This is a genomic window from Vibrio sp. MACH09 (assembly GCF_033238805.1).
Classification (GTDB): Bacteria; Pseudomonadota; Gammaproteobacteria; order Enterobacterales; family Vibrionaceae; genus Vibrio.
On the sequence record NZ_BSFZ01000001.1, the window covers coordinates 3,133,073 to 3,147,545 of the forward strand.

Sequence of the window (14,473 nt, forward strand, 5' to 3'; positions counted from 1 at the left end):
CTTGAAGTTAATTACGTTTACTGGCAATCTAAAAACATACTAGAAACAGATAATACCCGAATTAATAAGGGTAACCTCTAGTAGTATAAAAAAACAATGTGTTAATTGGACTCCTGATTTTTCAGGAATTTTTGATTGCTAATAATTAGCAATCTGATCATGAGGGACATGGTCATGCTAAATAAATTCAAACAAGTACAGCAACAGTGGGGCGGGTCAAGTGAGGTAATTGATCATTGGCTTGATACTCGTCAAATTCTAATAGTAGAGTATTGTAAGCTTGCTTCACTAAATCCAAGTGTTGGGACAAAACCTGTCTGTAAACTGCCAGCGCCAAATGAGCTTCAGTCTTTCAGCCAACACCTTGTAGACTACATTTCTGAAGGTCACTTTAAGATCTATGAAATGGTGATGGATAAATGGAAGTCTACCGGCTTTTCTCCAACCGATGACATTAATAACACATACGGGCAAATCGTGTTAACTACCGATCCGCTGCTGAATTTTACAGATAAGTACGCCAGCGTTGACGCTAGTGACCCGTTAGAAGATTTTGATAATGACTTATCATTGATCGGTGAAATTATCGAAACACGCTTTGCAGTAGAAGACCAGTTAATACAATTGATTGCGGATAGTTTAGCGGTACCTCCGGGCGCATAAAACTGCACAATAGCAACATACCACTAGACCATTGAATTTAGGGTCAGGCTTTTATAGGTCTGACCCTTTTTGTTTGGCAAATTTATTTACTTTTATCCGGCACTTTTATTCAGGACACACACTTTAGATATTGAGTTTTCTTTCGTGCCTGTCCTCAAATATTTAGGCGCCTGTCCCTGTTATAGGTCACTATCTTACAGGCACAAAAAAGGCACCTTTCGGTGCCTTTTTATTATCAATAACAATACGTTATGCTTTACTCTTCAGAAGAGAATCCAGCATTAAGTAGTGCGGCTAGGTTGTCAGTCGCTTGTTCTGCTGACGGGCCTTCTTGCTCTACTTCACGTTGTTTTTGACGATCTTGGTGGTATGCGAAACCTGTACCTGCTGGAATCAGACGACCAACAATTACGTTCTCTTTTAAGCCACGTAAGTCATCACGCTTACCAGAAACCGCAGCTTCTGTTAGTACGCGAGTTGTTTCCTGGAACGATGCCGCAGAAATAAATGACTCAGTTGCAAGAGACGCTTTAGTGATACCTAGTAGTTCACGTTCAAAGCGTGCAGGCTCTTTGCCTTCAGCTTCAAGTGCACGGTTAGCAATCTTAACTTGAGCGTACTCAACTTGCTCACCTGCAAGGAACTCGGAATCACCCGCAAACGTAATAGTACATTTACGAAGCATTTGACGAACGATAGTTTCAATGTGCTTATCGTTAATCTTAACGCCCTGTAGGCGGTAAACTTCTTGTACTTCATTTGCGATGTAAGACGTTACAGCACGGATACCACGTAAACGTAGAATGTCATGCGGAGTTTCAGGACCGTCGGCGATAACATCACCACGTTCAATCTTCTCACCTTCAAACACGTTCAGCTGGCGATGCTTAGGAATCATCTCTTCGTAATGCTCATTGCCTTCACGAGTGATGATTAAGCGACGCTTACCTTTTGTTTCTTTACCAAATGAAACTGTACCTGTGTGCTCAGCAAGAATTGCTGGCTCTTTTGGCTTACGAGCTTCAAATAGGTCAGCAACGCGAGGTAGACCACCAGTGATATCTTTGTTTCCGCCAGATTTCTGAGGGATACGAGCTAAGGTGTCACCGATACCTACTTCAGCACCATCTTCAATTTGAACGATCGCTTTGCCCGGCAGGAAGTAGTGAGCTGGCATATCAGTACCAGGAATCATTACATCTTTGCCTTTCGCATCAACAAGTTTGATAGCTGGACGCATATCTTTACCTGCAGATGGACGAGCTGCTGCATCGGTCACTTCACTTGAAGATAGACCCGTTAGATCATCCGTTTGACGTGAAACAGTTACACCATCAATCATATCTACAAATTGGATACGACCTGCCACTTCAGTGATGATTGGCATGGTGTGCGCTTCCCAGTTGGCAACTACGTCACCAGCGGTAACCGCTTCGTCATGTTTCTTACTCAACAATGAACCGTATGGTAGTTTGTGCTTCTCTTTAGTACGACCGAACTCATCAATGATGGTTAGTTCAGATGCACGAGAAGTGATCACAAGCTTGTTGTCTTTGTTGGTTACGAACTTAGCATTATGAAGTTTCACAGAACCTGTGTTCTTCACTTGGATGCTGTTCTCTGCCGCTGCCGTTGATGCTGCACCACCGATGTGGAACGTACGCATGGTAAGCTGTGTACCCGGTTCACCGATAGACTGAGCAGCAATAACACCCACTGCCTCACCTTGGTTCACTAGGTGACCACGTGCTAGGTCACGACCGTAACATTGTGCACAACAACCGAAGTCTGCATCACAGGTAACTACTGAGCGCACTTTCATGCTGTCTACAGAGTTTTCTTCCATGATTTGACACCACTTCTCATCAATCAGAGTATTACGTGGAATCAGTACTTCTTCAGTACCAGGCTTAAGTACGTCTTCAGCAACAACACGACCAAGAGCCAGCTCAGAAAGTGCAACTTTAACGTCACCACCTTCGATATGAGGCATCATGTCGATACCTTCATGCGTGCCACAGTCATGGTCATGAACAACAACGTCTTGAGCAACGTCAACTAAACGACGAGTCAGGTAACCTGAGTTCGCTGTTTTCAGTGCTGTATCCGCAAGACCCTTACGAGCACCGTGCGTTGAGATAAAGTACTGAAGTACGTTTAGACCTTCTTTAAAGTTTGCGGTGATAGGCGTTTCGATGATTGAACCATCTGGACGCGCCATCAGACCACGCATACCGGCAAGCTGACGAATCTGAGCAGCAGAACCACGAGCACCGGAGTCAGCCATCATATAGATGCTGTTGAATGACTCTTGTTGTTCGTCTTCGCCGTCACGGTTAACAACCGTTTCAGAAGATAAGTTATCCATCATCGCTTTCGCAACACGGTCGTTGGTAGACGCCCAGATATCGATAACTTTGTTATAACGTTCACCTGCAGTTACAAGACCAGATTGGAATTGTTCCTGAATTTCGCGAACTTCTTCTTCTGCTTCAGAAATCTCAGTGTATTTCGCCGCTGGTACAACCATATCGTCGATACCAACAGACACACCTGAAAGTGCTGCGTATGCAAAACCTGTGTACATGATTTGGTCAGCAAAGATTACTGTATCTTTAAGACCAAGCTTACGATATGCCTCATTCAGAAGGGTAGAAATTTGCTTCTTACCAAGCTTCTGGTTAACTAGGCTAAATGGTAGGCCTGTTGGCACGATTTGCCAAAGCATTGCACGACCAACAGTGGTATCTACCATACCTGTTGATGTTGTGCGGTTACCATCTTCATCGACAACCGTTTCAGTGATACGAACCTTAACGCGAGCATGCAGCTCAGCAGATTTCGTACGGTATGCCTTCTCAGCCTCTTCAGGGCCAGCAAGGTACATACCTTCACCTTTCACGTTGATCTTATCGCGAGTCATGTAGTAAAGACCCAATACAACGTCCTGTGAAGGTACGATGATAGGATCACCTGATGCTGGAGACAAAATATTGTTTGTCGACATCATCAGTGTACGTGCTTCTAATTGAGCTTCCAGAGTCAGAGGTACGTGTACCGCCATCTGGTCACCATCGAAGTCGGCGTTATAAGCGGCACACACAAGTGGGTGTAGCTGAATCGCTTTACCTTCGATTAGTACTGGTTCAAACGCTTGAATACCAAGACGGTGAAGTGTTGGTGCACGGTTTAGCAGTACTGGGTGTTCACGAATAACTTCGTCCAGGATATCCCAAACGATCGCTTCTTCGCGCTCTACCATTTTCTTCGCTGCTTTGATCGTCGTAGCCATGCCACGAGTTTCTAGTTTGCTGTAGATAAATGGTTTAAATAGCTCTAGTGCCATCTTCTTAGGAAGACCACACTGGTGCAGACGTAAATATGGACCTACTGTGATTACAGAACGGCCAGAGTAGTCTACACGCTTACCTAGTAGGTTCTGACGGAAACGACCTTGTTTACCCTTGATCATATCAGCAAGAGATTTCAGAGGACGCTTGTTAGAACCTGTGATCGCACGACCACGACGACCGTTATCAAGAAGTGCATCAACAGACTCTTGCAACATACGCTTTTCGTTACGTACGATGATGTCCGGAGCTGCTAGCTCTAGTAGACGCTTCAAACGGTTGTTACGGTTAATCACACGACGGTATAGGTCATTCAGATCAGACGTCGCAAAACGACCGCCATCTAGTGGTACTAGAGGACGAAGATCTGGTGGTAGCACAGGAAGAACCGTTAAGATCATCCATTCTGGGTTGTTACCAGAAGTGATGAATGCTTCAACAAGTTTCAGGCGCTTAGTGATTTTCTTACGCTTAGTTTCTGAGTTAGTAGACTCAAGTTCTTCGCGCATTTGCTCTGTTTCTGCTTGTAGGTCCATAGTAGAAAGCAGATCTTTGATCGCTTCCGCACCCATTTTCGCAGTAAACTCATCACCCCACTCTTCCAGACGATCCAGATACTCTTCTTCTGTAAGCATCTGACCTTTTTCAAGGTCTGTCATGCCCGGCTCAGTCACTACGTACATTTCAAAGTAAAGTACGCGTTCGATATCACGCAGTGGGATATCCATTAGTAGACCGATACGAGACGGTAGCGATTTTAGGAACCAGATGTGTGCAACTGGTGAGGCAAGCTCGATGTGGCCCATGCGGTCACGACGAACTTTAGTCTGTGTAACTTCAACGCCACACTTCTCACAGATAACACCACGGTGTTTTAGACGCTTATATTTTCCGCAAAGACACTCATAGTCTTTAACCGGACCAAATATACGCGCACAGAAAAGACCATCGCGTTCTGGTTTGAACGTACGATAGTTGATCGTTTCAGGTTTTTTAACTTCACCAAACGACCATGAACGAATCATGTCTGGAGAAGATAGACCGATTTTGATTGCATCAAATTCTTCGGTCTTATGCTGTGCTTTTAGAAAGTTTAATAAGTCTTTCACAATCAGCTCCTGTGAGGAGTTAAAAGGGACTCGCCACCTTATTTAGAATAGCGAGTACCTTTCTACAAATAATCCGTCAGGATTACTCTTCGTCTTCTAGCTCGATGTTGATACCTAGCGAGCGGATCTCTTTCAACAATACGTTGAAGGATTCTGGCATACCAGGTTCCATGCTATGGTTTCCGTCTACGATGTTCTTATACATCTTAGTACGACCATTCACGTCATCGGACTTAACTGTCAACATCTCTTGTAGAGTGTAAGCAGCACCATATGCTTCAAGTGCCCATACTTCCATCTCACCAAAACGCTGGCCACCGAACTGAGCTTTACCACCAAGTGGTTGCTGAGTTACTAGGCTGTAAGAACCTGTTGAACGTGCGTGCATCTTATCATCAACCAAGTGGTTCAGTTTCAGCATGTACATGTAACCTACGGTTACAGGACGCTCAAACTCATCACCTGTACGGCCATCAAACAGACGTAACTGACCAGATTCTGGTAAATCACCCAGTTTTAATAGCTCTTTAATTGACGATTCTGGAGCACCATCAAATACCGGCGTTGCGATTGGAAGACCGCCACGTAGGTTTTTGATCAATGTACGTACTTCATCGTCAGATAACGCAGCAATGTCAACACTCTGACGAGTATCGCCAAGATCATAAACCTTCTGTAAGAAATCACGGAACTTAGCAAGTTCTTGTTGTTCCTTAACCATTTGGTTGATCTTGTCACCGATGCCTTTCGCCGCTAGACCCATATGAACTTCAAGGATCTGACCGATGTTCATACGAGACGGTACACCCAGTGGGTTAAGTACGATGTCAACAGGCTGACCTTTTTCATCGTATGGCATGTCTTCAACAGGGTTAATCTTAGAGATTACACCCTTGTTACCGTGACGACCGGCCATCTTATCACCAGGTTGGATACGACGTTTAACCGCTAGATAAACTTTAACAATCTTCAGAACGCCAGGTGCAAGATCATCACCTTGTGTGATCTTACGGCGCTTACTATCAAACTTCTTATCGAAATCAGCTTTTAGCTCATCCCACTGCTCGGCAAGTTGCTCAAGCTGAGTTTGTAGTTCTTCATCATCAAGAGTTTGTTCTAACCATCTCTTACGACCAATAGTGTCTAGCTTCGCTTCAGAGAATCCACCTGCAACCAATACCGCTTTAACACGCGCAAGTAGACCACCTTCTAGAATTTCGAACTCTTCAGTAAGGTCTTTCTTCGCTTCTTTAAGCTGCATTTGTTCAATTTCTAGTGCACGCTTATCTTTTTCTACACCATCACGAGTGAAGACTTGAACATCGATAATCGTACCTGAAACTGAGTTTGGCACACGTAGAGAGGTATCTTTAACGTCTGATGCTTTTTCACCGAAGATGGCACGTAGTAGCTTCTCTTCAGGAGTAAGTTGTGTTTCACCTTTAGGGGTTACTTTACCAACCAGGATGTCACCACCCTTCACTTCTGCACCGATGTAAACGATACCTGACTCATCCAATTTGGACAGAGCAGATTCACCTACGTTTGGAATATCCGCTGTGATCTCTTCGCTACCAAGCTTAGTATCACGAGCCACACAAGATAGTTCTTGAATGTGGATAGTTGTGAAACGGTCTTCCTGAACAACACGCTCAGAAACAAGGATTGAATCCTCAAAGTTATAACCATTCCATGGCATAAATGCCAAACGGATATTCTGACCAAGCGCCAATTCGCCAAGGTCTGTTGAAGGACCATCAGCCAGTACATCACCTTTCGCGACAGGTTCGCCAGGTAGTACTGTTGGACGCTGGTTAATACAAGTATTCTGGTTAGAACGTGTGTACTTAGTTAGGTTATAGATGTCGATACCCGCTTCACCAGGTACTAACTCACTTTCGTTAACCTTAACTACGATACGAGATGCGTCTACTGACTGCACCATACCGCCACGTTTAGCAACAGCTGTAACACCAGAGTCAACCGCTACATTACGTTCAATACCTGTACCAACTAAAGGCTTATCAGCTCTTAATGTTGGAACAGCCTGACGTTGCATGTTCGCACCCATCAAGGCACGGTTCGCATCATCGTGTTCTAGGAACGGGATAAGCGAAGCAGCGACAGATACAACCTGGTTGGTTGCAACGTCCATGTAGTTAACTTGATCACGTGGGTGTAGACCAGATTCACCTTTCTGACGAGCAGTAACCAACTCTTCTTCAAAAGAGTTATCACCGCTTAGTGCAGAGTTTGCCTGAGCAATAATGAACTGACCTTCTTCAATCGCTGATAAGTAATCAACTTCATCAGTCACAACGCCATCAACAACGCGACGGTATGGCGTTTCTAGGAAACCATAATCGTTACAACGTGCAAACGCTGATAGTGAGTTAATTAGACCGATGTTTGGACCTTCAGGCGTTTCGATCGGACATAGACGACCGTAGTGAGTTACGTGAACGTCACGTACTTCAAAACCTGCGCGTTCACGAGTTAGACCACCTGGACCCAATGCAGAAATACGACGCTTGTGCGTTACTTCAGACAACGGGTTGTTCTGATCCATAAACTGTGAAAGCTGTGAAGAACCAAAGAATTCTTTAACAGCAGCAGAAATAGGCTTAGCATTGATAAGATCTTGAGGCATGATTGCATCAAGGTCGCCAAGGCTTAAACGCTCTTTAACTGCACGTTCAACACGTACTAAACCAACACGGAATTGGTTTTCAGCCATTTCACCTACGCTACGAATACGACGGTTACCAAGGTGGTCGATATCATCCACTTCACCGATGCCGTTACGAATAGCAATAAGCTTCTTCATTACTTCGACAATATCAGTTTCGTCAAGGATACCTTGCTCACCTGCATCATCGCGTCCGATAGAGCTGTTAAACTTCATACGACCAACAGTCGATAAGTCATAACGCTCAGGAGAGAAGAATAGGCTATCAAATAGCGCTTCTGCAGCTTCTTTTGTTGGTGGCTCACCAGGACGCATCATGCGGTAGATTTCAACTAACGCAGATAGACGGTCAACAGTGCTGTCAATACGTAATGTATCAGACATGAATGGACCGTGGTCTAGATCATTGGTGAACAGAACCTGTAGATTTTTGTGACCAGCTTGTGACAAGTTCGCTAGAGCTTCTAAGCTGATCTCTTGGTTCGCGCCTACGATGATTTCGCCAGTCTCTTCATTGATATAATCTTTTGAAGATACTTTTCCAACGATGTACTCAACCGGTACTTCGATGAACTCAACGCCATCTTTTTCTAGATTGCGGATATGACGAGCAGTAACGCGACGACCAGTCTCTACGTAAGTCTTACCATTTGCTTCAATATCAAAGTTCGCCGTCTCACCACGTAGGCGATCAGGAACCAACTCCATCATTAGAGTTTGGTCTTTCACTTCAAAGTTCACTTTTTCAAAGAAGATATCTAGGATCTCTTCTGTTGTTTTGCTAAGTGCACGAAGAATGATTGAAGCTGGCAGTTTACGACGACGGTCGATACGTACGTATAAATTATCCTTAGGATCGAACTCAAAGTCTAACCATGAGCCACGATAAGGGATAACACGTGCGTTATATAAAACTTTACCTGACGAGTGGGTTTTACCCTTATCGCTGTCGAAGAACACGCCTGGGCTTCGGTGCAGCTGGGATACGATAACCCTCTCAGTACCATTTATTACAAAGGTACCATTGTCAGTCATGAGTGGGATTTCACCCATGTAGACTTCTTGTTCTTTAATGTCTTTTACAGTACCTGCTGGTGCATCTCGATCATAAACAACTAAACGCAGTTTAACGCGCAGTGGTTTTGAATAAGTTACACCACGGATTTGACATTCTTTAACATCAAAAACTGGCTCGCCAAGACGATAGCTAACGTATTGCAGCTCAGAATTGCCATTATAGCTCTGGATAGGAAATACAGAACGAAATGCCGCTTCAAGACCGTATTGTCCTTCAGGATCCTGTTCGATAAATTTATCGAATGAATCGAGCTGGATCGATAGCAGGTATGGAATGTCCAAAACTTGTGGACGAGTACCAAAGTCCTTACGGATGCGCTTTTTCTCGGTATAAGAGTAAACCATGGGGTTCCTCAGCTCGCTGATAAGTGACCCAAACTATCCATTCATTTTCTTAAGAAAAGAGCGGGACAGTAACTAGCAACTGTTTACTGTAGACCCTATGTTTAATAGAAAAAACATAGCGGTTTTTTGCATAGATATTGACGCTTAAACAGCGGAAAATTCGTCAACACCCTACAGCGCAAAAAGGCCGGTGGTCATTAAACCACCAGCCATTAGCCTTTCGGCTAAGAAATTAAGTAATAATTACTTAACTTCAACAGAAGCACCAGCTTCTTCTAGTTGTGCTTTAAGAGTTTCTGCTTCTTCTTTAGAAACAGCTTCTTTAAGTGGTGCAGGTGCACCGTCAACTAGACCTTTAGCTTCTTTAAGACCTAGGCCTGTAGCAGCACGTACTGCTTTGATAACAGCAACTTTGTTACCGCCAACAGCCGTTAGAACTACGTCAAATTCAGTTTGCTCTTCTGCAGCGTCGCCGCCAGCAGCGCCGCCAGCAACAACAGCTGCTGCAGCAGTAACGCCGAATTTTTCTTCCATAGCTTCGATAAGCTCTACAACTTGCATTACAGACATTTCTGCAACTGCATCTAGGATTTGTTCGTTAGTAATAGACATAACAATTCTCTTTTAAGTCAACAATTAGTTTATTTTGCAATCGGGAAAAAGCAAGGCTTATGCCGCAGCTTCTTCTTTTTGATCGCGAACAGCAGCGATTGTACGTACCAGCTTGCCAGCTGAAGCTTCTTTCATGCACATCATTAGGCGTGCAATAGCTTCGTCGTAAGTTGGTAGTGTCGCCAATACTTCAGCGTCAGTAACCGCGCCTTCAAATGCAGCAGCTTTGATCTCAAAGTCTTTATTCTCTTTCGCGAAATCTTTAAAGATACGCGCAGCAGCACCAGGGTGCTCGTTAGAAAAAGCGATCAAAGTTGGACCTACGAATACGTCTTGTAGACATTCGTAGTCTGTGCCTTCCACAGCGCGACGTGCTAGTGTGTTGCGAACAACTCTCATGTAAACACCCGCTTCACGAGCTTGTTTACGTAGAGAAGTCATCGCGCCAACAGTAACGCCACGAGAGTCAGCTACAACTGCAGAAAGTGCATCACCGGCCGCTTCGTTGACTTCAGCAACAATTGCTTTTTTGTCTTGAAGGTTTAAAGCCATTTTGGATTTACTCCTGGTTGTTGTTACACCACTCAATACCTTTGAGGTAAAAGTAATGAGAGTTAATACAGTGCATTCCCAGAAGAAAGACAATCTATAAAAGTTTGGCTTTCTGTCAGTTCGGGCACCATCTACGTAGGTTTTATTAAGCTCCTTTATTCTTGCGAATATCAGAACGCCTACGGTCTTGGACGGAGACTAAGTTCACTAATTTTGTTTAAATCAAAAGCTAAAAACAAAATCTTGTGTCCACAGCCCCAACCACAATTAAATAGGCGCAAAATTATACACAAATTTCGCGCCTATGCAAATTAACTTGCTAGAGTGTTTAAGCTAGCCTGATCAACCGCAACACCAGCACCCATAGTTGTAGAGATGCTTACTTTCTTCAGGAAAGTACCTTTCGCTGAAGACGGCTTAGCTTTCTTAAGTGCCACTAGAAGAGCTTCTAAGTTCTCTTTTAGTTGGTCGCTTTCGAATGAAGCTTTACCGATTGTAGTGTGGATGATGCCGTTCTTGTCGTTACGGTAACGAACCTGACCTGCTTTAGCATTTTTAACTGCTTCAGCAACGTTAGGAGTTACAGTACCAACTTTCGGGTTAGGCATAAGGCCACGTGGACCTAGGATAGTACCTAGTTGACCAACAACGCGCATTGCATCAGGAGAAGCAACAACTACGTCGAAGTTCATTTCGCCTTTCTTAACTTGCTCAGCAAGATCTTCCATACCAACGATATCTGCGCCAGCTTCTTTAGCTGCTTCAGCGTTTGCACCTTGAGTGAACACTGCAACGCGGATTTCACGGCCAGTACCGTGAGGTAGCACAGTTGCGCCACGTACGTTTTGGTCAGATTTACGAGCGTCAATGCCAAGATTAACAGCTACGTCAACGCTTTCTACAAACTTAGCAGTTGCTAGTTCTTTTAGAAGAGCAACAGCTTCGTTGATTTCGTATTCTTTAGTTACGTCAACTTTTTCGCGGATTACGCGCATACGCTTAGTAAGTTTTGCCATGATCTTAACCCTCTACCACTAGGCCCATTGAACGAGCAGTACCCGCAATAGAACGTTTCATCGCTTCAACATCAGCGCCAGTCATGTCTGCAGCTTTAGCTTCTGCAATTTCTTGCAGTTGAGCGTCAGTTACAGTACCCACTTTTTCAGTGTTTGGACGACCAGAACCAGACTTGATACCTGCTGCTTTCTTAAGAAGAACTGCTGCTGGTGGAGTCTTAGTTTCGAATGTGAAAGAACGGTCGTTGTATACAGAGATAACAACTGGGATCGGTAGACCTTTCTCAACAGATTCTGTTTTTGCGTTAAACGCTTTACAGAATTCCATGATGTTCACACCATGTTGACCTAGAGCAGGACCAACCGGTGGACTTGGGTTTGCCATACCCGCTGCAACTTGCAGCTTGATATAAGCTTCAACTTTCTTAGCCATGATATTTCCTAAAGTTTGGGTTCAGACGCCAATCATTCGATCAGCTCCCCGGTATTGATAAATACTTCTTACCACAATAAGTGATAAAAAGGCGCGAAATTATAATCACATTTCGCGCCTTAAACAAGCTTATAGAGATGTTTTTTTAATCAAGTTTATCCACTTGACCAAATTCAAGCTCAACTGGTGTTGCTCGACCAAAGATCGATACAGACACTTTCAGGCGGCTTTTCTCATAATCGACTTCTTCAACTGTACCGTTAAAGTCAGCAAATGGTCCTTCATTAACACGTACCACTTCACCCGCTTCGTACATAGTACGTGGGCGAGGAGCTTCGCTCGCTTGTTCTAAGCGATTTAAGATAGCATCAGCTTCTTTATCAGTGATAGGCGCAGGACGGTCAGAGGTACCACCAATGAAGCCCATTACACGAGGAACACTACGAACAAGGTGCCATGATTCATCGTTCATCAACATCTGTACCAGAACATAGCCTGGGAAGAACTTGCGTTCACTCTTGCGGCGTTGACCTGCACGCATTTCTACAACTTCTTCGGTTGGAACAAGAACTTCACCGAAATAATCTTCCATCGCGTGCATTTTGATATGTTCACGTAGAGATTGAGCCACACGGCCTTCATAGCCAGAAAAGGCTTGAACCACATACCAACGTTTTTTTGGAGCTTCAGTCATGAATTAAAACCCTCACGCCCCAGTTACAAGAGATATTAGACGCACCATAATGCCGTCGATACCCCAAAGAACTAAAGCCATAACAATACATACTGCCAATACGATCAATGTTGTTTGCACGGTTTCTTGGCGTGTAGGCCAAACCACTTTACGAACCTCAATACGAGATTCTCGTGCAAAGATGATCGCTTCTTTACCTTTCGCTGTAGTAGCGGCAACACCGAGTGCAGCAGCAATTAATACCACAACACCTGCTACTCGAATAACAACAGACAATTCACCATACAGGTAATTACCCACAACAGCAGCGGCCAACAGAGCAAAAGCGACAATCCACTTAAAGATATCTGCTGTATTTGAGCTACTTGGAGTTTCAGCGTTTGCTTTCATAAAACCAACCTGTCACAAGTCTTAAATATAGACGACAACAACCCCGCTGTTGCAGGGCTCATTCTTAATACGCTAAAAAAAACTGCGTACCGATAAGCCAAGATTATACACCTCGACCATGTAATTCTTTGCTTTTCAATGAGTTAGACACTTACGTGCATCTTCTCTTTTGTCTTGCGCAGAAAAAGGGCATCAAATGATGCCCTTTTTACTAGCGGTTCGTCAAATCTTATTCAAAGATTTTAGCAACAACACCAGCACCAACTGTACGGCCACCTTCACGGATTGCGAAGCGTAGACCTTCATCCATCGCGATTGGAGCGATTAGATCAACAGTCATTTGGATGTTATCACCAGGCATTACCATTTCTACGCCTTCAGGTAGCTCGATGTTACCTGTTACGTCAGTTGTACGGAAGTAGAACTGTGGACGGTAGCCTTTGAAGAATGGAGTGTGACGTCCACCTTCGTCTTTAGACAGAACGTATACTTCTGACTCAAACTTAGTGTGCGGAGTGATTGAACCAGGAGCTGCCAATACTTGACCACGCTCAACGTCTTCACGCTTAGTACCACGTAGTAGTGCACCAACGTTCTCACCAGCACGACCTTCGTCAAGAAGCTTACGGAACATTTCAACACCAGTACAAGTAGTAGTTGTAGTCTCTTTGATACCTACGATTTCTACTTCGTTACCTACGTTTAGGATACCACGCTCGATACGACCAGTTACAACAGTACCACGACCTTGAATTGAGAATACATCTTCAATTGGTAGTAGGAACGGTTGGTCTACTGCACGCTCTGGCTCTGGGATGTATGAATCTAGCGCTTCTGCTAGTTCAACAATCTTGTCTTCCCACTCTTTTTCGCCGTTTAGTGCGCCAAGAGCTGAACCTTGGATTACTGGTAGGTCATCACCTGGGAATTCATATTCAGAAAGAAGTTCACGAACTTCCATTTCTACTAGTTCTAGTAGTTCTTCATCATCAACCATGTCACATTTGTTCATGAATACGATGATGTAAGGGATACCAACCTGACGGCCAAGTAGGATGTGCTCACGAGTCTGAGGCATTGGGCCATCAGTCGCAGCTACTACTAGGATACCACCGTCCATTTGCGCAGCACCTGTGATCATGTTTTTAACATAATCGGCGTGTCCTGGGCAGTCTACGTGTGCGTAGTGACGTGATGGAGTATCGTACTCAACGTGAGAAGTTGCGATTGTAATACCGCGCTCACGCTCTTCTGGAGCGTTATCGATTGATGCGAAGTCTTTCGCTTCACCGCCGTACACTTTTGAAAGAGTAGTACAGATAGCAGCAGTTAGAGTTGTTTTACCGTGGTCAACGTGGCCGATAGTACCAACGTTTACGTGCGGTTTCGTACGTTCAAATTTTTCTTTAGACATGAGTTGTCCCTCTAGGTACGGATTTAGGTGGCTTTGATGACCACGCAACCAAAAAAATCTTGGTGAAAAAATGTTCTTAACAACTAAACTTAGTTTAGTCATCCAAAAATATCAAAAGGAAATAATTGC

The 14,473-nt window shown here is 44.2% G+C and carries 10 protein-coding genes; 1 reads left to right on the forward strand and 9 read right to left on the reverse strand.

The genetic code is table 11. The annotated features are described in order from the left end of the window. The first annotated feature begins 168 nt into the window (after positions 1–168). Positions 169–663: a sigma D regulator gene (rsd, locus tag CHJ_RS14105; RefSeq protein WP_171752840.1), complete on the forward strand. Its 495-nt coding sequence runs from the start codon at positions 169–171 to the stop codon at positions 661–663. Between the two features lie 256 nt (positions 664–919). Here rsd and rpoC read toward each other — a convergent pair whose 3' ends face one another. The 9 genes from rpoC to tuf all read right to left on the reverse strand — a co-directional run bounded on the left by rpoC (position 920) and on the right by tuf (position 14,344). Beyond that, positions 920–5,122: a DNA-directed RNA polymerase subunit beta' gene (gene rpoC, locus CHJ_RS14110; RefSeq protein WP_171752829.1), complete on the reverse strand. Its 4,203-nt coding sequence runs from the start codon at positions 5,120–5,122 to the stop codon at positions 920–922. A gap of 82 nt (positions 5,123–5,204) precedes the next feature. Continuing rightward, positions 5,205–9,233 (reverse strand): DNA-directed RNA polymerase subunit beta, encoded by a 4,029-nt coding sequence (rpoB, locus tag CHJ_RS14115; RefSeq protein ID WP_171752830.1) that lies wholly within the window; start codon positions 9,231–9,233, stop codon positions 5,205–5,207. A 243-nt stretch (positions 9,234–9,476) separates the two neighbouring features. Next, a complete protein-coding gene (gene rplL, locus CHJ_RS14120) occupies positions 9,477–9,845 on the reverse strand; it encodes a 50S ribosomal protein L7/L12 (RefSeq protein WP_171752831.1) in 369 nt (122 codons plus the stop codon). 57 nt (positions 9,846–9,902) lie between these two features. Further along, positions 9,903–10,397 carry a 50S ribosomal protein L10 gene (rplJ, locus tag CHJ_RS14125; RefSeq protein ID WP_171752832.1) on the reverse strand — a complete coding sequence of 165 codons (495 nt, stop codon included), beginning with the start codon at positions 10,395–10,397 and terminating at the stop codon, positions 9,903–9,905. A 311-nt stretch (positions 10,398–10,708) separates the two neighbouring features. Then, a complete protein-coding gene (gene rplA / locus CHJ_RS14130) occupies positions 10,709–11,413 on the reverse strand; it encodes a 50S ribosomal protein L1 (protein ID WP_171752833.1) in 705 nt (234 codons plus the stop codon). Between the two features lie 4 nt (positions 11,414–11,417). Beyond that, complete coding sequence (gene rplK / locus CHJ_RS14135; protein ID WP_171752834.1) at positions 11,418–11,846, reverse strand: 50S ribosomal protein L11; 429 nt, start codon at positions 11,844–11,846, stop codon at positions 11,418–11,420. Positions 11,847–11,991: 145 nt separating this feature from the next. Continuing rightward, positions 11,992–12,540 (reverse strand): transcription termination/antitermination protein NusG, encoded by a 549-nt coding sequence (gene nusG, locus CHJ_RS14140; RefSeq protein ID WP_171752835.1) that lies wholly within the window; start codon positions 12,538–12,540, stop codon positions 11,992–11,994. A gap of 12 nt (positions 12,541–12,552) precedes the next feature. Continuing rightward, complete coding sequence (gene secE / locus CHJ_RS14145) at positions 12,553–12,930, reverse strand: preprotein translocase subunit SecE (RefSeq protein ID WP_171752836.1); 378 nt, start codon at positions 12,928–12,930, stop codon at positions 12,553–12,555. Positions 12,931–13,159: 229 nt separating this feature from the next. After that, positions 13,160–14,344: an elongation factor Tu gene (tuf, locus tag CHJ_RS14150; RefSeq protein WP_317917969.1), complete on the reverse strand. Its 1,185-nt coding sequence runs from the start codon at positions 14,342–14,344 to the stop codon at positions 13,160–13,162. Between the last annotated feature and the right edge of the window lie 129 nt (positions 14,345–14,473).